Below are 26,457 nucleotides of genomic sequence, written 5' to 3' on the forward strand. Positions count from 1 at the left end.
AGATCAAAGTGTGGCGGCGGTCACAGTGTGGAGGCCCGGTCACGAGCTAGACAAGGGCAACCGCAGCCGGCCGTTCGCCGGGTGGGGGAGCATTCCGGGAGACCTGTCTTGACATTCGATCTTGATGCCTATCTGGCGCGCATACGCATCGATGCGCCGTCCGCGACGAGCAGAGGGCTCGCGCGGCTGCAGGAGGCGCATCTTTCAGCCATTCCCTTTGAAAGCCTCGATCCGCTGATGGGGCGCGTGCCGGCGCTCGAACCGGGGGCGCTCCAGCGCAAGCTCGTTGCGGGCGGGCGCGGCGGCTACTGTTTCGAGCAGAACGGGCTGATGGCTCTGGCGCTCGACGCATTGGGTTTCGAGTTTGACCCCGTTCTCGCGCGGGTGCGCAATGGCGGCGAGCGGGGCGGCATTCGTTCGCATCTGGCCCATATCGTCCATGTGGAGGGGCGCGAATGGCTCGTCGACGTGGGCTTCGGTGGCGGCGGCGCGCGTCGGCCGGTGCCGGTGGAGCGCTACCGGCTCGACTATCAGCCGGACGAGGTCTACCGGATCGTCGCGGACGTCGCGACGGGCGAGACAGTCCTGCAGAGGCTCGCAGAGGATAAGTGGTATTCGCTTTACGGCTTTGAGCGTGCGGATGTTCCGCCGATCGATATCGAGGCGGCCAACCATCTCTGTGCCACGTGGGACAAGGCGCCGTTTTCCGCCAACCTGATGCTGCACCGGCTGACGCCCTGGGGCCGTATCGGCATGTTCAACGTGAAGGTCACCGAGGTGCGCGACGGCGTGAAGAGCGTGCGCGAGCTTCGCGATGCTGGCGATCTCGCCTGCACGCTGGCGAAGCGCTTCGGGCTGGCCATGGCGGGCGAGGATATCGCCGTAATCGCGCAGAAGATCGGACTGCCGATGGAAGAGGATGTACGCTCGGTAGCGTGAGTTGGGGCTTGTTTGACAATGATGGAACCGGCGCATGGCGCTATGTTCCGGCTCGCTCCCCTCTCCCCCCTTGTGGGGGAGATGTCACGCCTTCGCGTGACAGAGGGGGGTAGGCGGCAGGTTTGGAGCAAGCGGCGTTACCCCCCTCTGTCGGCTGACGCCGACATCTCCCCCACAAGGGGGGAGAAGGGAACAAGCGGCAAGACCACGGACGGAGGACCGAGGGGCTAGCGGCAAGGCCGCGGACGGAGGGGCGGGGACACTCTTCCTTTCGCCACCTTCGCGCTTTCGCCCGGGCTCTCTCCAACGGCATAATACGGCCTCCCGAATCCCTTCATCCGAGATCCTTCCATGTCCGAGACCGCGTCCCTCCCTGTCGAAAAGCTGACCAAGGATCAGGCCAGCGTGGAGCTTGAGCGGCTGGCGAAGGAGATCGCGCACCATGACGCGCTCTACTATCGCGAGGACGACCCGGAGATCTCGGATGCCGACTACGATGCGCTTCGCCAGCGCAACGCGGCGATCGAGCAGGCGTTTCCCGAACTCGTGCGTGAGGATTCGCCCTCCGTGCATGTCGGCGCGGCGCCGCAGGAGGCCTTCGGCAAGGTCACCCATTCCATCGCCATGCTGTCGCTCGACAACGCCTTTTCCGACGAGGACGTGGCCGATTTCGTCGCCCGCGTGCGCCGGTTCCTGCGCTACGATCCGCTCCACGGCGCGCTTGCCGTAACCGCCGAGCCGAAGATCGACGGCCTGTCGCTGGCGCTTCGCTACGAGGGTGGCAAGCTGGTGACGGCGGCGACGCGCGGTGATGGCACCACGGGCGAGAACGTCACCCGCAACGCCGAGACCATCGACGACATCCCGAAGCGGCTGCCCAAGGGGGTGCCCGACGTCGTGGAGATCCGCGGCGAGGTCTACATGGCGCATGCCGATTTCGCCGCGCTCAACGAGCGTATGGTGGGCAATGGCGGCAAGCCCTTCGCCAATCCGCGCAACGCGGCCGCCGGGTCGCTTCGCCAGCTCAATCCGGAAATCACGGCATCGCGGCCGCTGCGCTATTTCGCCTATGCCTGGGGCGAGATGACGTCGCTTCCCGCCGACACGCAGATGGGCATGATCGAGGCCTTCGAGGGCTGGGGCTTTGTCACCAACCCGCTGATGAAACGCTGCGAGAGCGTGGAAGAACTGATCGCCGTCTATCACGAGATCGAGGAGAACCGGGCGACGCTCGGCTACGATATCGACGGCGTGGTCTACAAGGTCGACCGGCTCGATCTGCAGGAGCGGCTCGGCTACGTCTCGCGCTCGCCGCGCTGGGCCATCGCGCACAAGTTTCCGGCCGAAAAGGCCTTCACCATCGTGCGCGATATTGAGATCCAGGTGGGCCGCACGGGTGCTCTGACGCCGGTCGCCAAACTTGAGCCGGTGACGGTCGGCGGCGTGGTCGTCTCCAACGCGACGCTGCACAACGAGGATTACGTCAAGGGTATTGGCCAGGACGGCGAGCCCATCCGCGGCGGCAAGGACATCCGCAAGGGTGACACGGTGCAGATCCAGCGCGCCGGGGACGTCATCCCGCAGGTGATCGACGTGGATCTGACGAAGCGCCCGGCGGATGCGACGCCGTTCGAGTTTCCCACCGTGTGTCCCGTGTGCGGCAGCCACGCGGTGCGTGAGGAAAACCCCAAGACCGGGCGGCTCGACGCGATCCGCCGCTGCACGGGTGGGCTCACCTGTGCAGCGCAGGCCAAGGAGAAGCTGAAGCACTTCGTCTCGCGCAACGCCTTCGACATCGAGGGGCTTGGCGACAAGCAGGTGGAGTTCTTCTACGAGATCCCGGTGGATCAGGGCGGCATTCACCAGCCGGCGGACATTTTCACGTTGCAGGCCCGCGATGCCGGCTCGCTGGTGAAGCTGAAGAACCGCGACGGCTGGGGCGAGACCTCGGCGAAGAACCTCTTTGCGGCCATCGACGCGCGGCGCGAGATCGATCTCAACCGTTTCATCTATGCGCTCGGCATTCGCCATGTGGGAGAGGGCAACGCCAAGCTGCTGGCGCGCGCCTATGGCTCGTGGGGGGCGTTTGCCGAGGCCATGCGCGAGGCGGCGGACCATGCGAGCGGCGCCTGGACGGACCTCAACAACATCGACGGCATCGGCGAGATCGTCGCGGAGGCCGTCGTGCAGTTCTTTGCGGAAGCGCACAACAGGCAGGCGCTGGAGGCGTTGCTGGCGCAGGTGACGCCGCTTGATATGGCGGCACCGGCCTCGGAAGGCTCGCCGGTCGCGGGCAAGACGGTGGTCTTCACCGGCTCGCTGGAGCGGCTGTCGCGCGACGAGGCCAAGGCAATGGCGGAACGGCTGGGCGCCAAGGTGGCGGGATCGGTTTCCAAGAAGACCGATCTCGTGGTGGCGGGGCCGGGGGCTGGATCGAAGCTCAAAAAGGCGGAAGAGCACGGGGTGGAGGTGATCTCCGAGGACGCATGGTTCGAGCTGGTGGGGGAGTAGGTCGCCTGGGGTGGGGGGAAATCGGGGCCTTCCCGCGTGCTCCGTTCCACCCGTATCCGTCATCCCCGACTTGATCGGGGATCCATTGCCCTCTCCATGCGGTGTGACGTCTCTCCGGCGCGCGAGACGCGCGCGTCTTCGGCCCGCAAAAGCGCCTGACAATCTCGGGGCCAGATGCGTGCTGTCGGGATGCCGAGGCCGATCCGGCGCAAGCCGTGATCAGAGTGGATCCCCGATCAAGTCGGGGATGACGGGCGGAGGGACCGGGGCAGTAAACCTGCAGGCGTGAAGTTGCGGCCTCGGACAAAGCCTGCCTTGCCGCCACCATCCCCTCAACAAACCAGGCCGCCGGCCTCGCTTGCACCACGATCGTTGCTATATTGTTCTGCAATGACACAAGAGATTCGTGGACGAATGAGCACTTCCGGCGGCACGCATGACGACGATCTGGACGGCTGGGACCTGCCGGCCCCGAACGGGGGACAGGCCGGCCGGGCAAACGAGCCTGCGCCGCCGCGTCCCGCCACCGGCGGCATCGCCGCGCGTGCAATGGCTGCCGTGCGTCCCGCTCCTGCGGCTGTCGACTATCTGGCCGGGCTGAACCCGGAACAGCGCGAGGCGGTGGAGACCGTCGACGGGCCGGTGCTGGTACTGGCCGGTGCTGGCACGGGCAAGACGCGGGTGCTGACCACCCGCATCGCGCATATTCTCGCGACCCGGCGCGCATTTCCGAGCCAGATCCTCGCCGTGACCTTCACCAACAAGGCCGCGCGCGAGATGAAGGACCGCATTTCCAAACTCGTCGGCGAGAGCGTGGAGGGCATGCCGTGGCTCGGCACGTTCCACTCCATCGGCGTGAAGATCCTGCGCCGGCACGCGGAGATGGTGGGCCTGAGACCCGATTTCTCCATTCTGGATACCGACGACCAGATCCGGCTCATCAAGCAGCTGATCGAGGCCGAGGGGCTCGACGCCAAGCGCTGGCCGGCCCGTCAGTTCGCCTCGCTGATGGACGGCTGGAAGAACCGCGGGCTGACGCCCTCCCAGGTGCCCGAAGGCGAGGGGCGTTCGTTTGGCAACGGCAAGGGCATCAAGCTCTACAAGGACTATCAGGAGCGGCTCACCGTCTTGAACGCCGCCGATTTCGGCGATCTTCTGCTGCTCACTATCCGGCTTTTCCGCGAACAGCCGGAAATCCTGAAGAGCTTTCAGGAGCGCTTCCGCTACATGCTGGTGGACGAGTACCAGGACACCAACATCGCGCAGTATCTCTGGCTGCGCCTGCTCGCCCAGGGCAACAAGAACATCTGCTGCGTGGGCGATGACGACCAGTCGATCTACGGCTGGCGCGGGGCGGAGGTCGATAACATCCTGCGCTTCGACCATGATTTTCCCGGCGCCAAGGTCATCCGGCTGGAGCGCAACTACCGCTCCACCTCGCACATTCTGGCCGCCGCCTCGCATCTGATCGCCAGAAATGACGGCCGGCTCGGAAAGACGCTGTTCACTGATCACGATGATCCGGATGCCGAGCGGGTCTCGGTCGCGAACGTGTGGGATTCGGAAGAGGAAGCGCGCACGATTGGTGACGAGATCGAGGATCTGCAGCGCCACGGGCACGCGCTCAACGACATCGCCATTCTGGTGCGTGCGTCGTTCCAGATGCGCGAGTTCGAAGACCGCTTCGTCACGCTCGGCCTCAACTACCGTGTGATCGGCGGCCCGCGCTTTTACGAGCGCATGGAAATCCGCGATGCGCTGGCCTACTTTCGCGCAACCATCCAGCCGTCGGACGATCTGGCCTTCGAGCGCATCGTCAACACGCCCAAGCGCGGGCTGGGCGAGGCCTCGCTGAAGCAGGTGCACGCGCTGGCGCGGGCTCAGAACATTCCGCTGATGCAGGCGGCCTCACTGCTGGTGGAGACGGAAGAGCTGAAGCCGAAGCCGCGCAACACGCTGAAGAACCTGCTCGCCGACTTCGCCCGCTGGCGCGCGCAGATCGAGACGATGCGGCACACGGATCTGGCCGAGATCATTCTGGACGAGAGCGGCTACACCGAGATGTGGCGCAACGACCGGTCTGCGGATGCGCCGGGGCGGCTGGAAAACCTGAAGGAACTGATCCGCTCCATGGATGAATTTGAGTCCATGGCAGGCTTTCTGGAGCACATTTCGCTGGTCATGGACCGCGATTCCGGCGACGGCAGCGACGATGCCGTCTCCATCATGACGCTGCATTCCGCCAAGGGGCTGGAATTCGACACCGTCTTTCTGCCCGGCTGGGAGGAGGGGCTGTTTCCGCACCAGCGCGCGCTCGATGAATCGGGCAAGGCGGGGCTGGAGGAGGAGCGGCGGCTCGCCTATGTCGGCATCACGCGGGCGAAGAAACGCGCCCGCATCCGATTTGCCTCCAACCGGCGCGTCCACGGCATGTGGCAGGCGTCGATCCCCTCGCGCTTTCTCGACGAATTGCCGGAGGAGCATGTGGAGGTCGCCGAGGCGTCCACCTCCTATGGCGGCTATGGCACGAGCGGCATGGGGCCTTATGGCGCCAGCCGCTTCGACACGCGCGATCCGTTTGCCGGGGGCAACAGCTATTCCACGCCCGGCTGGCAGCGCGCCCAGCGCAGCCGCGAGAACGGCGGCGGCGGTTTTTCCGAAAGCGGCAGTTCGTTCGGCCGCAAGGGCGGCGGGCGCGGCGGGCCGAAGACCATCGAGGGCGAGCTGGTCGCCAAAAGCGTGACGGAGACGGCGTCGGCCTATTCGGTCGGCGAGCGGATCTTCCACCTGAAATTCGGCTACGGCCGGGTGGCCTCGATCGACGGCAACAAGCTGACCATCGAATTCGAGAAGGCCGGCCGCAAGAAGGTGCTGGACAGCTTCGTCGAGGCGGTTTGAGGGACGGGCTGCGCACGCGGCTTGGATAAAGGGGCTTCCCATGGTGCCGTTTTTTGTCATCCCCGCGAAGGCGGGGATCCAGCACTCCCGGAATGAGCCGTAGGAGTCTCACCAGTAAATTCTGTGGTTGCTGGATTCCCGCCTTCGCGGGAATGACATTGCGGATGTAACCGATTTCAACGCGGTCTCGGCCCCATCCGCCCCCTTTCACGTCCATCCCCTTCGCCCTATAAGGCGCAACACCAGACATTTCCGGGCGCCATATCGCGCCCGTCTACCCAGGACGTACCCCCATGCCCATGATCCGCGCTCGCGTGACGGCGGATGAACTCGAAGCCCGGCGCATCGCCGGTATTCTCGAGGCTGCCTATGAAGAGGAGGCCTATCCGGTTTCCGTCTACGAGACCGTGATGGACGGGCCGTGGGTGGCCGAAATCCTGTTCTTCGACGGCGAGCCGGAGGCGGTCAAGGCCGATATTCTGGACCGGGTCGGCACCGATGCCTTCGCCGCGCCGGTTGAGGCGGACGTGCTGGAGGAGATCGACTGGGTCGCCAAGGGGCTGGAAAGCCTGACGCCGGTCACGGCCGGGCGCTTCGTCGTCCACGGCAGTCACGACCGCGACAGGATCTCGCCATACGCCATCGGCATCGAGATCGAGGCAGCCCAGGCCTTCGGAACCGGCCATCACGGCACCACCGCCGGCTGCCTGGAGGAACTGTGCCGGGTGCTGAAGCGTCGGCGCTACTCCTCGATCCTCGATCTCGGCACCGGTTCCGGCGTTCTCGCCATCGCCATGGCGAAGCTCGCGCATCTGCCGGTGCTCGCCACGGATATCGATCCGGTGGCGACGAAGGCGGCGCGGGAGAACGCGCGGCTCAACGAGGTGCCGGGGCTCATCGAATGCGTGACGGCGGCGGGCGTCCAGCATCCGCGCATCCGCGCGCGCGCGCCGTTCGATCTGGTCGTCGCCAACATTCTGGCGCGCCCGCTGATGGCGCTCGCGCACCCGATCTCGCAACTGATGGCAAAGCCCGGCACGCTGGTGCTCTCGGGCCTCAGGGTTGCCGACGGGCCGCGGGTGATCGCCGCCTATTGTGACCAGCGCTTCCGCCTCACCCACCGCATCGAGCACGACGACTGGCTGACGCTGACATTCGCAAATACGCGGGTGGAGTTGTAGGGGCTATTCGGAGTGCCCTGATGCTCCCTCTCGTCCGCGATGACGCTGGAGGGATCGAGCTCCTGGGACGACCATCCGCTTCTTGCGAAAAAGAACAGGCCCCGGAAACAAAAGCGGGACGCGCCTTGCGGCTGCGTCCCGTTTTTTTGGACCTGAAGTATCCCGACCCGTTTGACCGGTCATCCCGCCCGAGAGGGGCTCAGCCGGGTGCCTGCTCAGTAGGGGAACGTCATGGAGCCTTCATGCTCCAGCTCGCTGCGGTCGTAGCCGTAGGCGTTCAGAGTGGCGTCGTCGAGCGACAGCAGGTAGCCGTTGACATAGCGGCGTGCCTGGCGTTCGCGGGCGCTGACCATGCGGTCGAGAGCGCGGCGGAACAGGCCGTGGCGGGCACCGCCGTGGAGTCCGGTCGAGGTGACAGAGGCAGTCGCCATGGTGAAATCTCCTTGCGTCACTTGCGGCTGGATCCGTCCTGTCCGCCGCTCACTGATGGCAAGGTATGAACAACGCTGACCCCGAGTAAGCGCGTCCACCGCATAGCTGCTCTCACATTTCGACATGTACGTAATTGTACGTTTGCAGTGCAGCATAATTCTTGGGCGGGTGGCACATTCTGTGTGCGGTAAATGCCGGTTTTCTGCGCTTTTCGGAGATTTTCCGATGCACAGCGTCTTCATGTTCCGTTAACCATGTTTTACCGGATCTCGCCCTTGCGAGGGGAAAGCGCGCCGGTTGGTCGCAGGTCGGGCCGGATGTCGCCGGCCCGGTGGCGGCGCCGCGGGCCTGTGCCGATGCCAGGGCTGGAGCTAAGCGGTGCGCAAATATGCGAATCCTGTATCGCCTCGCGGATGGAACGCGCTAATTTGAAGGCATGTTCCAGACCTATGATCCCCCCTCCGAATCAGGCGCGCGCAGCGACCGGCTGGTCGCCCTGCGGGCCGAACTCACCCGGCGCGGTCTCGATGGCTTCATCGTCCCGCGGACCGATACCCATCAGAACGAATACGTCGCCCCCAGCGAGGAGCGGCTTGCCTGGCTGACCGGCTTCACCGGTTCCGCCGGTGCGGCCGTTGTCTTCAAGGACAAGGCGGCGATCTTCGTGGACGGCCGCTACACCTTGCAGGTGCGCGCCCAGGTGGATGCGGCGCTGTTCGAGCCGCTGCACCTGATCGAGACGCCGCCGGCAACCTGGATCCGTCTTGTCGCGAAGAAGGGCATGCGCATCGGCTACGATGCGATGCTGCACACGGTGAACGGTGCCAAGCGCCTGAAAGACGCGTGCGAGAAGGCCGGCGCCGAACTCGTCCCGGTCGAAGGCAACCCGATCGATACTGTGTGGACGGACCGACCCGAGCCGCCGCTTGAGGCGGTCGTGCTGCATCCGCTTTCCAGCGCGGGCGTATCGGCGGCGGACAAGATCGAGCGGCTTAAGGTGGAGCTGCGCGAGGCGGGCCTGGATGCGGCGGTGATTGCGCAGCCCGATTCCATCGCCTGGACCTTCAACATTCGTGGTCACGACCTGCCGCATCTGCCGGTGGCGCTCGCCTTCACGATCCTGCGCGCGGATGCGGCGCCCCAGCTTTTCATCGACCGTCGCAAGCTCTCCAACACGGTGGCCGATGCGCTCGGCCGGTTGTCCGAGGTCGCGGAGCCCGATGCCTTCCTGCCGGCGCTGGACGGGCTTTCGGGCCGCACGGTGCTGGTCGATCCCGACATGTCGGCGGAGGCGATCACGCGGCGTCTTGAGGCCGCCGGCGCCACGGTGAGCTTCGGCTCCGATCCGGTGCTGTTGCCCAAGGCGATCAAGAACGAAGCGGAGATCGAGGGTGCGCGCGCCGCGCACCGGCGCGACGGTGCCGCCTTCGCGCGGTTCCTGGTGTGGTTTGAGGAAAACGCGCCCAAGGGCGGGCTCGACGAGGTTTCGGTTGCCAAGAAACTAGAGGGCTTCCGGGCTGAGACCGGCAAGCTGAAGGATATCTCCTTCGACACGATCTCCGGTGCCGGGCCGAATGCCGCCATCTGCCACTACCGCGTGACGACGGCAACGAGCCTGCCGATCGAGAGGGACAGCATCTATCTGTGCGATTCCGGCGCGCAGTATGAGGACGGCACCACCGACATCACCCGCACCATGGTGGTGGGCACGCCCGACGATGAGATGCGGCGCCAGTTCACGCTGGTGCTTCAGGGGCATATCGGCATTTCCACCGCGCGTTTTCCTGCCGGTACGTCCGGCGCGCAGCTGGATGCACTGGCGCGCATACCGCTGTGGAAGGCCGGGCTCGACTTCGACCACGGCACGGGCCACGGCGTCGGCTCCTATCTCAGCGTTCACGAAGGGCCTCAGCGCATTGCCAAGACCGGCACGACGCCGTTCCAGCCCGGCATGATCGTTTCCAACGAGCCGGGCGTCTACAATGCCGGCAAGTGGGGCATCCGCATCGAGAATCTGGAGCTGGTGAGGCCGGCGGAGAGGATCGAAGGCGGCGACCGGCCGATGCTCGGCTTCGAGACGCTGACGCTGGTGCCCATCGATCGCCGGCTGATCGTGACCGCCATGTTGAGCGCGGCGGAACGCGCTTGGGTCGACGCCTATCACGCCCGCGTGCTGGCCGAGATCGGCCCGCTGGTCGATGACAAGACGCGAGACTGGCTTGAAAAGGCGACCGCGCCGCTGGAGGATTAGGCGACAATGCGGGAGAGGGCGCGGGACGTTCTCTCCCGGTGCTGGGGGACGCGCCGATGGGGGGCGGGTTCGGAACTTGCGGCCCATCCTTCGAGACGGCGTCTGCGACGCCTCCTCAGGATGACGTTATCATGTTGTTATTCTTGACGAAGACATCAACAAGCACAACGTCATCCTGAGGAGGCCCCAAAGGGCCGTCTCGAAGGATGGGCCACAGACCCCATCGGTCCGCCAGGGGATATTCACGCCGGGGAGGAGACATGAAGGCTCTCGACGTGCTGCGCGCGCCGCTGTGGGCACTGGAACTGGCGAGCGGCGCGAAGTCGTTTCGCCAGAACCCGATCATCGGTTCGCCCGCGCTCAACCGGCGCGGGCTCCATCTGCAGCGCGTGAAGCTTGCCGAAAGCATGGCCGACTGGCGCCGGCGGCGGCTGACGCATCTGGTCGAGCCGAGCGATATCGAAGCCTATGAGCGCGACGGCTTCGTCATCCGCCGCAACGCGCTGCCGGAAGCGGATTTTCGGGCCTTGCGGCGCGCGGTGGAAGACAACGCATTCCCCGCACAGGAGATGTGGCAAGGCAACGCGGTTACGCGCTTTGCGCCCGTGACAAGGGCCATGTGCGGCGCGCATCCGGAGATCGGCGCCTTCGTCAACGGGCCGATGTTCCAGGGGCTGCTGCGCTACGTGGCTTCGGTCAATGCCGATCCGATCGTGTTTCTGCACACGGTCTTCGCCGAGCCCGACAGAGGACCGCGCGATCCGCAGACGGTGTTTCACTCCGACACCTTCCACGCGACCGCAAAGGCCTGGCTGTTTCTGGAGGACGTGTCCGAGGACGGCGGCCCCTTTACCTATGTGCCCGGCTCGCACCGGATGACCTCGGCGCGGCTGCGTTTCGAATACGAGAAGTCGCTCACCGCGCACGCGGACAAGAACCGGCATCATGCGCTGGGGTCTTTCCGCATATCGGACGAGGAACTGCGCGACATGGGCTACGGCGCGCCGGTGCGCGTGGTGGTGCCGGCGAATACGCTGGTGGTGGCCGATACGCACGGCTTTCACGCACGCGGCGTGAGCAGCCGGGCGACGGTGCGGCTCGGCATCTACGGCTCGCTGAGGCGCAATCCGTTCCGCCCGTTCACCGGGCTTGATCCGTTCTCGCTGCCGGGTTTGAAGGGGCGGCAGGCGGAGATCCACGATAGGGTCAACACCTGGAAGGCGAAGAAGGGCAAAACGGGCCAGCCGCCGGTCGGGGTCGTGAAGCCGCTCGATCCGCCGGTGAGGTGGCGAGGGTAGACGGTGTGAATGCCTGTTTGGGGCTCTTCAATCACCTCTCCCATGGGGAGAGGTCGGCGCGCATGCGCCGGGTGAGGGGTGGCGAATTTTCCGTATCCCTCTGGCGCCGCATCCCCTCACCCTAGAGCGTTTCATCTTTTCACGGAAGCAGCCGTATCCGCCCCCCTCTCCCATAGGGAGAGGGCTGGGGTGAGGGGTGTTGGGCTTTCGTGGATACGGAGAACCTGAACCCCCTCACCCGGACCTTCGGTCCGACCTCTCCCCACGGGAGAGGTGTTTTCCCTACTGAGCGCTTCCGCCAAACCATGAACCACCCTAGCCCTCTCCCCATGGGAGAGGGGACGCGTCCGTGCCGCTTTGCGAAGCCTACTCCATAGACAGGATCATGTTCCTGACGACCGGGTAGATTTCGCGTTCCCAGCGCTTGCCGTTGAAGACGCCGTAGTGGCCGACATTGGCCTGAAGGTGGTGACGCTTGAGGTGGGGGCGCAGCGATTTGCACAGCTCGTGGGCGGCCGAGGTCTGGCCGATGGCGCAGATGTCGTCGCGTCCGCCTTCGACGGTGAGCAACGCGGTGCGGGTGATCGCACCCGGGTCGACCGGCCGGCCCTGGTAGGTGAACTCGCCCTTGGCAAGCTCGGCCTTGTGGAACACCCGGTCGATCGTCTCGATGTAGAATTCCTCCGTCATGTCGAGGACGGCGAAATACTCGTCGTAGAAGTCCTTGATCTTCTGCGCTTCTTCCGTGCGGCCATTGGCCAGGTGTTGGTACAGGTTTTCATGCGCCTTGCGGTGGCGATCCATGTTCATCGCCATGAAGGCGGTGAGCTGGAGGAAGCCGGGATAAACGCGCCGTCCGCCGCCGGGATAGCGCGAGGGCACCGTGGAGATGACCGAGCGCTTGAACCAGCCGAGCGACTTGGCGACGGCGAACTCGTTCACTTCCGTCGGGCTTTCGCGCGGGTCGATCGGGCCGGCCATCAGCGTCATGGAGAGCGGCGTGTCGGGGTGGTGGTCCTCCGACATGACGGCGACGGCGGCAAGCGTCTGCACACAGGGCTGGCAGACGGCGAGCACGTGGGCGCCGGGGCCGATTTCCTCCAGGAAGCGGATGACGTAGGAGATGTAGTCCTCCACGCCGAAGCGGCCGGCGGAGACCGGCACGTCGCGGGCGTTGGCCCAGTCGGTTATATAGACGTCATGGTCGCGCAGCAGCGTCTGGACGGTGCCGCGCAGCAACGTGGCGAAGTGGCCCGACAAGGGCGCGACGACAAGCACGCGCGGCTGCGGCGTGTCGATGTTCTTGGTGAAGTGGAGAAGCTTCGCGAAGGGAAGGTCGAGGGCAACCTCGGTTTGCACCGGCACGATACGGTTGCCGCTCATCACCTCGGTGATGCCGAATTCCGGGCTCGTGTGGGTGATCTCGAAACGCTCGATCATTTCCAGCCCGGCCGTCAGCCTGCGGCGGGCCGGGTCGGTCCAGTTCCAGAGCAGGGTATCGGCCGAATTGCGCAGTTGCTTCGCGAAGAAGCGCATCGGCTCGATCAGGTCATCCTGCAGCTGGTAAGCCTGATACATCATGGATCCGTCCTGTTTGCCCCGCCCGCAATCATATGCACAAAATGCGCTAATGCATTTTATTGTGCAATGCGAGAAGATATCCCGCGGTGCAAAATGCGTATGTGGGAGGTACGGTTCCATGGCGACGCTGACGATTTCATCAAAAAATTATTCTTCCTGGTCGCTGCGCGGCTGGCTTTTGTGCCGGATGGCGGGGCTGGAATTCGAGGAAGTTCATGTGAATCTCGACGAGGAAGCACGTCAGGAGCTGCTTCTGTTGTCGCCCTCGGTGCTGGTGCCGCGGCTGGTCCATGATGACGTGACGGTGTGGGACACGCTGGCGATCGGGCAATATCTGGTGGAAACCTTCCCCAAGGCCGGGCTGCTGCCGACCGATCGCGTCGCGCGGGCCCATTGCCGGGCGATTTCGGGCGAGATGCACTCCGGCTTCTACAACCTGCGCTCGGCCCTGCCGATGAACCTCAAGGCCAGGCACGAGAGCTTCAAGATCTTTTCCGGCGCCAGGCCCGACGTGGAGCGGATCAAGACGATCTGGTCGGAATGCCTGGAGGCCTATCGCGGGCCCTATCTCTTCGGCAAGACGCCGACCATCGCCGATGCGATGTACGCGCCCGTCTGCACGCGGTTCGTGACCTACGCGGTGAGCCTGGAACCGGAACTTGCCGCCTATTGCGACACGATCCTCGACTGGCCATTGATGAAGGAATGGACCGAAGGCGCCATGGAGGAGCCGGACGAGATCATCGAGCTGGAGGTGGAGTTCTGAGGGCCCGGCCTGGAAATGGTAGCTGGTTCTTCGCACCGAATTCTAAGCACCTTCATACCCCCCATCGTCATCACCCGGCGAAGTCCGGGTGATCCAGCACGTGCCCCGAATGCTGCGGCTGGTGGTGGATTGCCCGGACTTCGCCGGGCAATGACGGCGGAGGGGTATGAGGGGGAATGACCGAAAGCGCGTAGCCCGATACCATTTTGGGCCAGACACTCAGAATGGGCCACAGCCGACCTTTCCCGCTCAGCCTATCGACATCCTCAACGCCACCACCGAGACGACACCAATCACCACCACCACGAACAGGGGCAATTTCGTCGCCGCGATCGCCGTGATGGCGGCGGCGATGGTCTCCGCCCAGCCGGTGGCAATCGCCATGGGTGCAATGACGGCCATCAGGACGGCCGGCGGCACGGCTTCGAGCGCTGCCTTGAAGCGGCCGGTGGTCGGGATGTGGCGGACCAGCAGGAGGCCGGCGAGACGGGTGGCGTAGGTGGCAACGCCCATCGCCACGAACGCGGCGAGGGTTGCGGGATCGAGATCGAAGGCGCTCATGAGCGGGGCTCCGTGGCGTGTCCTGTGGGCGCATCAAGGCGGGCGCCGGGCGTATCCGCGCTCCATTCGGGCTGATCCGCGCCGGCGGTTTCGGGCTCGTCCGGCCGCCAGAAAAGGGCGGCTGCGATCATTCCGGCGAAGGCTCCGGCCAGAATGTACCAGGCGCCCTCCACATGGGCGTGGACGAAGGCGGCCGTGCCGGCGCTGGCGAGCAGCACCGCGCCTGTCGTCGCCCCTTTCCAGAAGCTCATGATCAGCACGATGAAAAGCGCGGTGAAGGCAAAGTCGAAGCCGATGGCCGCAGGATCGCCAAGCACGGGGCCGACGACGCCACCCAGAAGCGACCACGTGTTCCAGCCGACGATGAAGACGAGGCCCATGCCGAAATAGAAGGCGGGGGTGAGCGGCGCACGCGCCGCGCGGGCCTCGGCCAGCGCCCACAGTTCATCGACCAGAAAATACATGGCAAAGGGCTTCAGCGCAGGCGGGAACAGGCCGAGCTTGGGCGAGATCGAGGCGCCCATCAACACATGGCGCAGGTTGATCAGCAGCGCTGAAAAGCCGAGTGCCAGCCACGGTGCCGGTTCGCTCCAAAGGTCGATGGCGATGAACTGCGCGCTGCCGGCAAAGACGAGTGTGCTCATCAACCCGATTTCCAGAAGCGAAAGGCCCTTCTGCGCCGCGATGGCCCCCAGCAGCAGGCCGAAGGGGGCCGTGGCCAGAATGATCGGCGTCGCCTTGACGATGCCGGCGGTGAATTCCGCGCCCGGCGCGCGCGGGCTTTCGGTGAGGGGCTGCATGATCGGCGTTTCCGGAAAGAAGACAGAAGGGTCAGCTTGCGGCGCGGAAGGCGCCGGGGGTTACCCCCATCCGGCCCTTGAAGACGCGGTTCAGGTGGCTCTGGTCGCAGAACCCGCAGGCCGTGGCCACGTCCGGCGGGGCGAGGCCTTGCAACAGAAGGCGCCGGGCCGCGTGGACCCGCCGGTCAAGCAGGAAGGCGTGCGGGGCAAGGCCGTAGGTCTTGCGGAAGGCGCGCAGGAAGTGGTGCCGACTGAGGCCTGCGATGGAGGCGAGCGTCGCAAGGTCGACGTTTTCGCACAGATACGCATCGATATAGTCGCGCGCCCGCGCAAGCCCCGGGTGGTGGCCGACCTGGTAGCTGGCCGGTTCCAGATCGGCGTAGCGGCACAGCGATGTGGAGAAGAACTGATGGAACAGCTCGTCGTCGTAAAGGCTGCCGCGGCCTTCCTCCAGCCGGTGGTGGGCCCGCGCGAACATGGCCGCCAGCATCGGGTCTCGCACAACGGGCGCACGGAAAAGGGGGACGGCTTGCAGCCGGCGCCCGAGCAGATCCTCGGCGATGTCGATGAGGAACCGGACTTCGGGATAGGCCATGCGGTAGGCATAGCCGTCGCCGACGGGACAGCCGTCGTGCAGCTCGCCGGGGTTGACGAAACAGACGTCGCCGGGCCGGGCCGCCGTCTTCAGGCCGGCGATGGTGAACCCCTCGCAACCGGCGACGATCACGCCGACGACATAGGTCTCGTGCGTGTGCGGAGCATAGGCGTGTGTGCGGAAGGTTGCAGACAGGCATTCGAGCGCGCCATGGCGCGCCTCGCGCCAGAAGCGGGCACGCTCTCCTGTCATCAGCGGCGTCTCCTGAAGCGCCTCGGGCTGGCTCATCATCGTCATGACGCGACTTTAGCGATTGTGCCGCTGGGTGTCTTGGACGCAATTGCTCTATAAACGCGCGCCTACTGGTGTTCCTCCCGGCTCGCCTCGATCAGCGCCTTGTTGAAGCGGTCGAGCGCCGAGATATGGCGGGCGAAGCCAACGACTTCCGCTGATCCGCGCGCCTCGACCACGGGAATTCGCGGCATGCCCGAGGCATCGAACAGGCGCAGCGCGGTCTCCATGGAATCGCCCGGCACGAGGCGTGGCGGATCCGCTTCGAGATCGAGGGTTTTCGGGTCGTCTTCGCCCGGCGGCTCCAGAAAATCCCGGACATGGACGGAACGCACCAGATAGCCGTGGGCCCCGGCCTGCAGCTCCAGCCCGCGCATTTCCAGCTGCCAATGGAAATAGGACCGACCGTGCGCGGCAAGGGTCAGTCCGGTAGAGATGCACACGGTGATCAGCAGCGCGATCGACAGCGTGTAGCCGCCGGTCAGCTCGAAAACGATCACCGTGGTGGAGAACGGTGCGCCCAGCATGGCGGCGGCGACTGCCCCCATGCCGAGGATGGAATAGAGCCCTTCGGAGGAGGCGAGGCCGGGAAACACCTTCGCCGCGATCAGCCCGAAGGCCCCGCCGACCATGGCGCCCAGATAGAGCGAGGGCGAAAATATCCCGCCGCCGAAGCGGGAGGCGAGCGTGATCGCGGTGGCGGCGGTCTTTGCGACCAGCAGGATCAGCATGGTCATGAGCGGCAGATTGTTCCTGAGTGCTGCGTCCGTCGTCTCATAGCCGACGCCCAGCACTTCGGGATACGCGAGTGCGATGGCGCCGACGGCGGCGCCGCCGACCGCCGGGCGCAGCCACAGGGGCATGGGGATGTGGCGGGCCACCCATTCCGATCCGATCAGCGAGAACTGGAAGATGACTGCCACCGCCGCGCAGGCGACGCCGAGCAGCGCGAAGGCGGGAAATTCCCAGTAGGAGGTGATCTGGTGGCCGGGAATGACGAAGGCGGCGACGTCGCCGAACCACAGCCGCGAGATCAGCGTGCCGGCGACCGACGCGATCGAGATCGGCACGATGGCGGAAAGCGCGTAGTGGCCGAGCACCACCTCGTGGGCGAAGAGCACCCCGGCGATGGGCGCGTTGAAGGAGGCGGAGACGGCGGAGGCGACGCCGCAGGCGAGCATCACGCGCCGGGCGGTGACGGCGAGCGAGAACAGGTTGCACAAGGCGGTGGCGAGCGTCGCGCCCAGGTGGACGACCGGGCCTTCGCGGCCCGCGCTGGCACCTGAACCGAGCGAGAGCACGGTCAGCAGCGCAGACGAAATGCCCGGCCAGAACGGCAGGCCGTGGCCGCCGCGTGCGCGCGCCTCCATCACGTCCGCCACGGAGAAGGTGCGTTGCTTGGGTATGGTGTGCAACAGCAGGCCGACGATGAGCCCGCCGGCGATCGGGGCGCACAGGATCACGTAGAAGGGAACGCTGCGGCTTGCGGTAACGACGTGTTCCGATGCCGTTCCAAGCCAGGGAAGTTGTATCAGCCCGATGCCGATACGGAAGAGCACCGCAGCCAGAGCGACGATGACGCCGATGGCCAGCGCGAGAAGCCAGACCAGCGGCTGTCGTCGCGCGATGAAGGCTTGCGCGTTCACCTTTATGTCGGTTGCCACGAAAGTATAGCCGCTGCCAAGCGGGGTCAGTATTTTCCTCAGGAGCGTCTTTTCTGTCGCCATCGGACGGGAAAGCGTTTGTTATTTCTTGTGGTTACGATTCGCGAGGGTCTGCCACAAGCATAGGATGAGATGGATACGGAGGCGAGGGAAAGTGGTCGCGTTTTATGCAAAAATCGGCGTGCACCCTTGATTTTCGTCGCGTCTGGGTTCAGGACTGGCCCGTCCACGCCCCGTCAAGCGCCGTGTTGCTCGAGAGGCCCCGCTTCCCGAACGGCGAAACATTGCCTGGACCCCAGCATCGACCTTTTCCCGGCCGATTCCGCGTAGTCCAGTTCATGGAACTTGTGCCGTCATGTCCGCGCCCGAATTAGTCAGTACCCAAGCCGCCGAAATCGATCCGCTCGCCTCTCCGGAAGCCCGCGTCTATTCCATTCCCGCCCTTTGTGTCTTCGCCTTTCTGATCGGTCTGGTGGCGGCCATGGGCGCGGTGATCTTTCGCTATCTGATCTCGATCGTTCACAACCTCTTCTACTACGGCACCTTTTCCCTCTACTACGATGCCAACCAGTTCGAGGCGCCGAGTTCGTTCGGGCCGTTCATCATCCTGGCGCCGGTCATCGGCGGGCTGATCGTCGTCTTCCTGGTCAAGACGTTCGCGCCCGAAGCCAAGGGCCACGGCGTGCCGGAGGTGATGTTCGCGATCTACCACAACAAGGGCAATGTGCGCGGGGTCGTGGCGATCGTGAAATCGCTGGCCTCGGCCATCTCGATCGGATCGGGCGCTTCGGTCGGGCGCGAGGGGCCGATCATCCAGATCGGCGCATCGTTCGGCTCCACGCTCGCGCGCACGTTGCGGCTGGCGCGCTGGCAGAAGATCACGCTTCTTTCCGCCGGTGCGGGCGCCGGCATCGCGGCGACCTTCAACACGCCTCTGGGCGGCGTGCTCTTCGCGGTGGAAATGCTGCTGCCGGAAGTGAGTTCGCGCACCTTCCTGCCGGTGGTCGTGGCCACCGCAACGGCGACCTATATCGCACGCATCGCGCTCGGGCTCGATCCGGCCTTCATCGTGCCGGTCGCCGGGCTGGAGCCCCATCAGGCGGTCGACGCGGTCCAGCTCGTCGCCTACGCCGTGCTCGGCGGCTTCGCCGGCATCGCCTCCTGGGCCTTCGTGAAGTTCCTCGCCTGGTGCGAGGACATCTTCCCCGCACTTCCGGGCAACGAGTACACGCAGAACATCATCGGCATGCTGATCATCGGCATGTTGAGCTACGGCTTCTTCCTCACAACCGGCCACTACCACACATCCGGGGTCGGCTACGCTACCATCCAGGACATTCTGAACGGCACGCCCTACACGTTCATTCTGCTCGTGGTGCTGCTGCTGGCGAAGATCTTCGCCACCTCCGTCAGCCTTGGCTCGGGTGCCTCGGGCGGGGTGTTCTCGCCCTCGCTCTTCATCGGTGCAGCACTCGGCGGGGCCGTTGGCGTCGTCGGCTCGATGCTGTTTCCCGGCCACGGCTTCTCGCCGGCCGAATTCGCGCTGGTCGGCATGGGCGCGCTCGTCGGCGGGGCGACCGGCGCCTCCATGACGGCGATCGTGATGATCTTCGAGATGACGCGCGACTACAACGTGATCGTGCCGCTCGTTCTGGCGGTGGCGATCGCGGTGGGCGTCAGGCGTGCGCTGATCTCCGCCAACATCTACACCATCAAGCTGCGCAACCGCGGCAAGCCGATCCCCTCCATGCGGCACACCAACATGTATCTGGTGCGCCAGGCCAAGGAGGTGATGGCGAAGGACTTCGCGATCCTGCCGGCCGATACGTTGCTGACCGATGTGGTCGGCAAGCTTACCGAGTGCGGCGCCCGGCACGTCATCGTCTCCGACGGCGCGCGGATCGCCGGTTTCGTGCGCTTCGGCACCATCCCCTATGCGCCCGACCGCGACTGCGGCCAGACCCTGCGCGACATCATGTCGACCGATTACGTGATCGCGCCGCAGACCAACATCCTGAACTCGGTCATCGCCCGCATGAACCAGCGCGATCGCTCCTACGCGATCATCATCGAGGGCGATCCCGGCGTTCCGCGGCCGGACGATGTCGTCGGCGTGATCGAAACGTCGGAGATCGCAAGCGCCGTCATCGCGAACCACTACGCGTAACGGTTCGGGCTGCCGCTATTTCGCCTTCGGCAGCCCGATGCTCCGGCCGGCACGCTCCGGCCGGCCGAGCGCCTCGTGGAGCTTCGCGTAATAGGCGAGCTTTTCCGCGATCGCATCGGGGAACGGGGCGACCTTGCGCGCTCCCATGTCCACATGCAGCGACATCTGCTCCGAGGTGGCCGATAGCCAGCCGTCGGCATGGCGCAGCTCCTGGAAGGCGTGAATGCGCTTGGCGTCGAAGCCGAGGATCTGTGTCGTCACCGTCACCGCGTCGCCCTGCGAGAGTTCGCGCACGTAGCACAGGTGGGTTTCGGCGGTGAAGTAGGAGGCATTCGCCTCCTTCAGGTAATCCGGGCCAAGCCCGACCGCCAGGAATGCCTCGTCGATGGCCCGGTCGAACAGGACGTTGTAATAGGCCATGTTGAGGTGGCCGTTGTAGTCGATCCAGTCTTCCTCCACCCGCATGACGCTCGAGCGGAAGGGGGCATCGGCATTCGGCATGAAAAGCTCCTCGGCTGGATGGCGCGTGTGGCATGATCGCCGCAAAATGATTTGCGCGGCGACGCCTGACGGTTGACAGTGAGCGCGAAGGTCGGGGGCTCGCCCTTGCGGCCTGCCTCTCGGGGCGGGGCCGTCGCGCGGTCGAAAAACCGAGGCGCCTGCGTTTGGCGCCTCGCCGGCCATCAAACGCAACCTTGTCATGAAAAACAATGGGGCCGCGACAGGAACCGGCCTTACCACGGATTGGAGAGGAAATATGGCGCTGGCGACTGCGGAGCAGGCTCAGAGGGAAGACAGGCAAGGCATCGCGGCCGCCGTGGCGGAACTGCGCGCGCGCTTCGGCGAGCGGTGTTCGGTGTCGCATTCGGTGCGCGAGCACCACGGACACACCACGACCTTGCTCGCCAATCAGATACCGGATGCCGTCGTCTTCGCGCAGTCGACCGAGGAGGTGGCTGAGATCGTGAAGATCTGCGCCGCCCACCGCACGCCGATCATTCCCTTTGGGGCGGGCACCTCGCTGGAGGGCCACATCAATGCGCCGGAAGGGGGCGTATCGGTCGATCTCAGCCAGATGAACGCCGTGATCAAGATCTTCCCGGAGGACCTGAACTGCGTCGTCCAGCCCGGCATCACGCGCATGAAGCTCAACGAGTACCTGCGCGACACGGGCCTCTTTTTTCCGATCGATCCGGGCGCCGACGCCTCCATCGGCGGCATGACCGCGACGCGCGCCTCCGGCACCAACGCCGTGCGCTATGGCACGATGAAGGACAACGTGCTGGCGCTGACCGCGGTGATGCCCGACGGCTCCATCGTGCGCACAGGCAGCAGGGCCAAGAAATCGTCGGCCGGCTACGATCTGACCCGGTTGCTCATCGGTTCCGAAGGCACGCTCGGCATCGTCACCGAGATCACCCTGCGCCTGCAGGGCATTCCGGAGGCGATCTCCGGCGGCATCTGCCCGTTCCCGGACGTGGAAAGCGCCTGCAATGCGGTGATCGTGACGATCCAGTCCGGCATTCCGGTGGCGCGTATCGAGCTTCTGGACACGCTGCAGGTGAAGGCGTGCAACGCCTATTCCAAGCTGGGGCTTGAGGAAAAACCGACGCTGTTCCTGGAATTCCACGGCACCAAGGCAGGCGTGGCCGAGCAGGCGGAGCAGTTCGGCGAGATCGCGCAGGAATTCGGCGGCGGGCCCTTCGTGTGGACCGACAAGGCGGAGGACCGTTCGAAGCTCTGGCAGGCCCGCCACGATGCCTACTGGGCGTGCCTGGGGCTCCGGCCCGGCAGCAAGTCGGTGACGACCGACGTCTGCGTGCCGATCTCGCGGCTTGCCGAATGCGTGGAGGCGACGCGCGCCGATATTGACGAGACCGGCTTGATCGCCCCGCTGATCGGGCATGTCGGCGACGGCAACTTCCACGTCTCGATCCTTGTCGATCCGGAAGACGAGCGCGAGATTGAGGCTGCGCACGGCTTCATCGAACGGTTAAACTGGCGTGCGATCGAGATGGACGGCACCTGTACCGGCGAACATGGCGTCGGCCAGGGCAAGAAGAAGTATCTCAAGCGCGAACATGGTGATGCCCTGAGCGTGATGTGGGCGATCAAACAGGCCATCGATCCGTTGAACATCATGAACCCGGGGAAGATCATCCCCATGTGAGACGGGGCGATTCGGTTCGCGGGCATGGGCGACGGGGCGAAGCGGTCCCCGTTGCCGGGACCATGAACCGGGGTCGCCGGACAACCCGGGTCCAGACTGGCACCCCAGAGCGGCACCGCGACGGAGACGAACGCTGAATTCGATCTACATCACCGTCGGCATTACGCTGATCCTGGCGCTGGTCGCGGCATTGGTGGCGCCTGTCTTCATCGACTGGAGCGCCTACCGCACCACATTCGAGGACTATGCGGGCAAGGCGCTCGGCCACCGGGTCACGGTTCTGGGCTCCGCCGATGCGCGCCTGCTGCCGACGCCGACGCTCACTTTCTCCGACGTGCGGGTGGGCGAGGCGGAAGACCCGCTGATGGTGATCTCGCGCTTCAAGGTGCGGGTGGAGTTGCCGCCGCTTCTGACCGGCAAGATCCAGGTCGTCGACATGGAGCTGGACAAGCCGCAGCTCAACGTGTCGCTCGACGAATCCGGCCGGATCGACTGGCTGACGGCGCATGTGCCGGATTCCGGTTCCGGCCTCAATCCCGACGATGTCCAGCTGGAGGACGTGCAGGTTACCAACGGCGCGGTTCGTGTGGTGGATGCGCGCACGGGACGGACCTACCGGGCCGACGACATCAATCTCCAGATTTCCGCGCGCTCGCTGGAAGGCCCGTTCAAGGCGGACGGCAGCGCGACGATTGCCGGCGTTCACCAGTCCGTGCGCATCGCCACCGGGCGGCGCGGGGCGGACGGCATCCGCGTCAAGGCCGACATCCAGCCGACCGACATCATGGCGACCCTGCAGACCGACGGCCTGCTTTCCCAGGAGACCGGCAAACCGGTCTATTCCGGCAGCTACGCGGTGGAAAGCGTCGCCATGGCGGACCCGGACGACGCGAATTCGCAGGGCTCGCTCGAACCTCTGGCGCGGCTCTGGCGCGGCGAGGGGACGTTCTCGCTCGATCCGAGCGCGCTTGAGATCGACAAGGGCGCGTTCCGCTACGGGCCGGAGGATCGTGCGGTGCGCATCGAGGGCGACGGCCGCATCCGGTTCGGCGCAACGCCCCGGTTCACCGCCCGTCTGACCGCCAAGCAGATTGATCTGGACCGTCTGTTCGGGACCGGACCGAAAGAGCCGATTTCGATCGCGCAAGGCGCCGCCGCGATGATGGCCGGGATAAAGGCCCTGCCGCTGCCGCCGATACCGGGTTCCTTCAAGCTCGATCTGCCCGCCCTCGTGGCCGCCGGGGGGCTTGCCCAGGATATCCATCTGGAAGCGGAAACGTTGCCGCGCGGCTGGAAGGTCACCGCGCTTGAGGCGCGCCTGCCCGGCCAGACGATGGTGTCGTCCTCCGGCGAGTTGCGCGTTGCCGACGAGCCCGCCTTTTCCGGCAGCGTTCGCGTCGCCTGTTCGCAGCCTTCGGCCTTTGCGGCCTGGTGGCGGCGCGGCGAAGGCGGGGGCATGCCGCTGGCGCTGGAACCCTTCTCCGCCTCCGCCCATGTGGAGGCGGCGGCCGACGGCGTCGCCTTCAACGGCCTGGAGGGAAAGCTCGGCGATGCGGCGATTTCCGGCGACGTGACGTGGCGCGCCCCGACAGACAGCGGGCGGGCACGGATCGCGGCCAATCTGGAGGCCGACAGGCTTGATCTCGACCAGCTTTCCACGCTTGCCGGCGTCCTGCGCCGCGACGGGGTCGGGGAGAGCGGAGACGGGAAAGGCGAGGCTGCGAAGGCCGGGCAGGGACTGGACACCGACGTGTCCGTTCGTCTCGATGCGGGAACGCTCGTCTATTCCGGCGTGCGAGCGGACGACGTTCAGGTGCGCGCCAGCCTTGCCGGCGACGATCTGGAGGTCGAGCAGTTCTCGGCCGCGGATCTGGCCGGCGCGAAGATCGAGGCCCGCGGCCGCATCGCCAAGCTCACCTCCGCGCCGGACGGCAGATTCGACACGAGTGTGAAGGCGCAGCGCATCGACGGGCTCGTGATGATGCTCAAGGGCCTCTTTCCGCAAAGCGCGCTGGTCGACCGGCTTCAGGCCGGCGGCGATGCGCTCGCGCCGCTCGACCTTTCCGCTTCCATCACCGCGCGGGCCGAGAGCGCCGACAGCTCCAAGGTGCAAATGTCGCTCGCCGGCGATCTCGGCGGCACCACACTCGACGCGGCGGTGAATGCGTCCGGCAGCGTCGAGAGATGGCGCGAGGCGCAGGTGGCGGCCAATGTCTCGCTGAAGGCGGACGAGGGCGTGCGGCTTCTCGGGCAAATGGGGATCGACGCGGTTCCGCTGCCGGGTATGGGGCCGGGGGCCGTGACGCTGCGGGCCGAGGGCAAGGCGGGCGAAGGCCTTGCCGTGACTGCGGTTGCCGATGGCCTTGGTGCCTCCGCGTCTTTCGACGGCAAGATGGCCTTCCCGGAAGGGGCGGCCGGCGAAGGCGGGCCGGTCTATGACGGCACGCTCGCCTTCAAGAGCGATGATGTCGCTCCCATCGGCATGCTCGCCGGGCGCCTGCTGCCGATGATGGACGGCGAGATTCCCGTGGATGCCAAGGCGACGGTGAGCGGTGCCGGCGCTTCCGCGTCGCTTTCGAAGGTCAACGCGCGGCTCGGCGATGTCACCTTGAGCGGCAAGCTCGATGCGGTTCTGGGCGGCCCCGCGCGGCGCGTTTCGGGCGATGTGCGGGTCTCGCAGGTGGTGCTGGCGCGGCTTTCGGAATTGCTGCTCGGTGCCGATGCGTGGACGGCGGTTGGCGGCGGCGCGGACGCGGCGGCGGGATCGCACTGGCCGGGGGCCGCCTTCGGCGTGCCGCTGATGGGCCAGGGCACCGTGTCGCTCAACGTCACAACCGGCGCGGTCGATATCGGGCTTGCGCAGCCGGTCGAACAGGCGACCTTCGCCGTGCAGCTGAAGCGCGACGAACTGGCGATCGACAATCTTTCCGGCGCCTTCAACGGCGGCACGCTTTCCGGATCGCTGTTGGTCAAGCGTTCCGGTGCGCAGGCGGCGGTGTCCGGCAATCTCGACGTTTCGGGCGCCGCGCTGGAAAATCTCGTGTGGCGGCGCAACGATCGGCCGGTGGCGAACGGCCTTGTCGACGCCAAGCTCGACTTCGAGGGAACCGGACGCTCGATTGCCGGGATCGTCGCGGGGCTTGCCGGCGGCGGCAGTTTCACCATTCGCGACGGCGAGATCCGGTCTATCAACCCGGCGGCGTTCGCCTCCGTCATCCGGGCTGCAGATGCCGGGCTCGACCTGAAGCCGGAGAAGATCGCCAGCGTTTTCGAAAGCCATCTCGATGCCGGCTCCCTGCCGTTCAGACGCATCGACGGTACGCTGGTGATCGCGGCGGGAACGGCGCGGGCGCGCAACGTGACGATCGACAGCCCGAGCGCGACCGCCTTCGGGTCCGCGCAGGTCGATCTTGAGCGCTGGAAGCTTGAGAGCGACTGGTCGCTGAAGGTCGATCCGGGGGAGAACGCGGTGACGGGGGCGGAAGCACAGGTGGGGGTGCTCTTTCGCGGCGCGCTCGACGATCCGCACCGGGAAATCGACATCCAGCCCTTCACCGCCTTCCTGACGCTGCGCGCCTTCGAGAAGGAAGTGCGGCGGGTGGAGGAACTGCAGTCCGACATCAACGAGCGCGACCGGTTGATGCGCGAGATGCGCCAGCTTCGCCGCGACGAGGACAAGCGAAAGCAGGCCGAGCGGGACAAGGCCGACGCGGCTTCAAAGGCCGCCCGTGAGGCCGAGGACACGGCGGCCGCGCAGCGCAAGGCGGCCGAGGAAAAGGCTGCCCAAGAAAAAGCAGCCGCTGAAAAGGCTGCACAGGAGAAGGCTGCCCGGGAGAAGGCCGCGCGGGAGGCGGCGAAGAAGGCGGTTCCCGCACGTGAACCGAGCCCGGCACCGCAGGCGGCAACGCCCGGCCCGTCCGATGAGCCGCTGTCGATGGAGGAATTCATCAAGCGCATTCGGCCGGCGATCGACGGGGACAGGTCGGCCGTGCCCGACGACACGGACACAGTCGGAGGCGGCTCGCCGGGCGGCGAAAGGCCGATGCAGCTCGACGGCGGGCTGGCAGCCCCCATCACCATCGATCCGCGTCCGGTCAGGCCCGCCGCTCCCGCCGGCGACGAAGCCTCGGGGAACACCGGTTCCATCGCGGGCGACCGGACACCGGCACGTGAAACCCGGCCGGCGCCGCAGCGGCCGAAGATCCCGCGCTTTATTACGGTTCCGGGAAGCGTGCGCGTCGTTCCCAATCCCGATTATCCGGGCAACTAGAACGGCTGGGTTCTTCAAACGCCGATAAATCGTGTAAGACGCCGGGTTGAACGCGGTGGCGCTGCAAGATGCCGATTCCGTT

17 protein-coding genes are annotated in these 26,457 nt (G+C 65.8%); 10 read left to right on the forward strand and 7 right to left on the reverse strand.

Annotated features, from left to right (window positions below):
* Window positions 1-108: 108 nt before the first annotated feature.
* The 4 genes from V2L18_RS01065 (at window position 109) to V2L18_RS01080 (ending at window position 7,529) form a co-directional block, all read left to right on the forward strand.
* Window positions 109-939, forward strand: coding sequence for an arylamine N-acetyltransferase (locus V2L18_RS01065; RefSeq protein WP_336175831.1), 831 nt, complete (start codon window positions 109-111; stop codon window positions 937-939).
* Between the two features lie 351 nt (window positions 940-1,290).
* Window positions 1,291-3,450 (forward strand): NAD-dependent DNA ligase LigA, encoded by a 2,160-nt coding sequence (ligA, locus tag V2L18_RS01070; RefSeq protein WP_336175833.1) that lies wholly within the window; start codon window positions 1,291-1,293, stop codon window positions 3,448-3,450.
* Between the two features lie 414 nt (window positions 3,451-3,864).
* Window positions 3,865-6,348, forward strand: a complete 2,484-nt coding sequence (locus V2L18_RS01075; RefSeq protein WP_336175835.1) for a UvrD-helicase domain-containing protein — start codon at window positions 3,865-3,867, stop codon at window positions 6,346-6,348.
* Window positions 6,349-6,641: 293 nt separating this feature from the next.
* Window positions 6,642-7,529, forward strand: coding sequence for a 50S ribosomal protein L11 methyltransferase (locus tag V2L18_RS01080; protein ID WP_336175837.1), 888 nt, complete (start codon window positions 6,642-6,644; stop codon window positions 7,527-7,529).
* A 215-nt stretch (window positions 7,530-7,744) separates the two neighbouring features.
* On the opposite strand, the gene V2L18_RS01085 is transcribed toward V2L18_RS01080, so the two are convergent.
* Window positions 7,745-7,960, reverse strand: coding sequence for a hypothetical protein (locus V2L18_RS01085; protein ID WP_336175839.1), 216 nt, complete (start codon window positions 7,958-7,960; stop codon window positions 7,745-7,747).
* A 437-nt stretch (window positions 7,961-8,397) separates the two neighbouring features.
* Between V2L18_RS01085 and V2L18_RS01090 the strand changes: the two genes are divergently transcribed.
* Together V2L18_RS01090 and V2L18_RS01095 are read left to right on the forward strand one after the other, a co-directional pair.
* The gene (locus tag V2L18_RS01090; RefSeq protein ID WP_336175841.1) at window positions 8,398-10,212 is read left to right on the forward strand and encodes an aminopeptidase P family protein; all 1,815 of its coding nucleotides are present in this window, start codon (window positions 8,398-8,400) and stop codon (window positions 10,210-10,212) included.
* Between the two features lie 260 nt (window positions 10,213-10,472).
* Window positions 10,473-11,510 carry a phytanoyl-CoA dioxygenase family protein gene (locus V2L18_RS01095; RefSeq protein ID WP_336175843.1) on the forward strand — a complete coding sequence of 346 codons (1,038 nt, stop codon included), beginning with the start codon at window positions 10,473-10,475 and terminating at the stop codon, window positions 11,508-11,510.
* A gap of 366 nt (window positions 11,511-11,876) precedes the next feature.
* On the opposite strand, the gene phaZ is transcribed toward V2L18_RS01095, so the two are convergent.
* Window positions 11,877-13,091: a polyhydroxyalkanoate depolymerase gene (gene phaZ / locus V2L18_RS01100; RefSeq protein ID WP_336175845.1), complete on the reverse strand. Its 1,215-nt coding sequence runs from the start codon at window positions 13,089-13,091 to the stop codon at window positions 11,877-11,879.
* Window positions 13,092-13,209: 118 nt separating this feature from the next.
* Here phaZ and V2L18_RS01105 point away from each other — a divergent pair, with 118 nt between their 5' ends.
* Window positions 13,210-13,857, forward strand: coding sequence for a glutathione S-transferase (locus V2L18_RS01105; RefSeq protein WP_336175847.1), 648 nt, complete (start codon window positions 13,210-13,212; stop codon window positions 13,855-13,857).
* Window positions 13,858-14,106: 249 nt separating this feature from the next.
* Here the strand turns inward: V2L18_RS01105 and V2L18_RS01110 are convergent, their stop codons facing one another.
* The 4 genes from V2L18_RS01110 to V2L18_RS01125 form a co-directional block, all read right to left on the reverse strand.
* A complete protein-coding gene (locus V2L18_RS01110) occupies window positions 14,107-14,418 on the reverse strand; it encodes an AzlD domain-containing protein (RefSeq protein ID WP_336175849.1) in 312 nt (103 codons plus the stop codon).
* Entirely contained in the window at window positions 14,415-15,218 is an 804-nt protein-coding gene (locus V2L18_RS01115) for an AzlC family ABC transporter permease (RefSeq protein WP_336175850.1), read from the reverse strand. The genes V2L18_RS01110 and V2L18_RS01115 overlap by 4 nt, the downstream gene beginning before the upstream one ends.
* Before the next feature lie 31 nt (window positions 15,219-15,249).
* Window positions 15,250-16,110 carry an AraC family transcriptional regulator gene (locus V2L18_RS01120; protein ID WP_336175852.1) on the reverse strand — a complete coding sequence of 287 codons (861 nt, stop codon included), beginning with the start codon at window positions 16,108-16,110 and terminating at the stop codon, window positions 15,250-15,252.
* Between the two features lie 62 nt (window positions 16,111-16,172).
* Window positions 16,173-17,831, reverse strand: a complete 1,659-nt coding sequence (locus V2L18_RS01125) for a chloride channel protein (RefSeq protein WP_336175854.1) — start codon at window positions 17,829-17,831, stop codon at window positions 16,173-16,175.
* Window positions 17,832-18,123: 292 nt separating this feature from the next.
* On the opposite strand from V2L18_RS01125, the gene V2L18_RS01130 reads away from it, so the two are divergent.
* Window positions 18,124-19,935, forward strand: coding sequence for a chloride channel protein (locus tag V2L18_RS01130; protein WP_336175856.1), 1,812 nt, complete (start codon window positions 18,124-18,126; stop codon window positions 19,933-19,935).
* 15 nt (window positions 19,936-19,950) lie between these two features.
* Here V2L18_RS01130 and V2L18_RS01135 read toward each other — a convergent pair whose 3' ends face one another.
* Entirely contained in the window at window positions 19,951-20,436 is a 486-nt protein-coding gene (locus V2L18_RS01135; protein ID WP_336175857.1) for a thioesterase family protein, read from the reverse strand.
* Between the two features lie 256 nt (window positions 20,437-20,692).
* Here V2L18_RS01135 and V2L18_RS01140 point away from each other — a divergent pair, with 256 nt between their 5' ends.
* Together V2L18_RS01140 and V2L18_RS01145 are read left to right on the forward strand one after the other, a co-directional pair.
* Window positions 20,693-22,105, forward strand: a complete 1,413-nt coding sequence (locus V2L18_RS01140) for an FAD-linked oxidase C-terminal domain-containing protein (protein ID WP_336175858.1) — start codon at window positions 20,693-20,695, stop codon at window positions 22,103-22,105.
* 148 nt (window positions 22,106-22,253) lie between these two features.
* On the forward strand, window positions 22,254-26,375 hold the full coding sequence (locus tag V2L18_RS01145) for an AsmA family protein (RefSeq protein ID WP_336176369.1): 4,122 nt from the start codon (window positions 22,254-22,256) through the stop codon (window positions 26,373-26,375).
* Window positions 26,376-26,457: the final 82 nt, after the last annotated feature.

This window comes from Breoghania sp. JC706 (assembly GCF_037026715.1).
In the GTDB taxonomy this organism is placed as follows: Bacteria; Pseudomonadota; Alphaproteobacteria; order Rhizobiales; family Stappiaceae; genus Breoghania.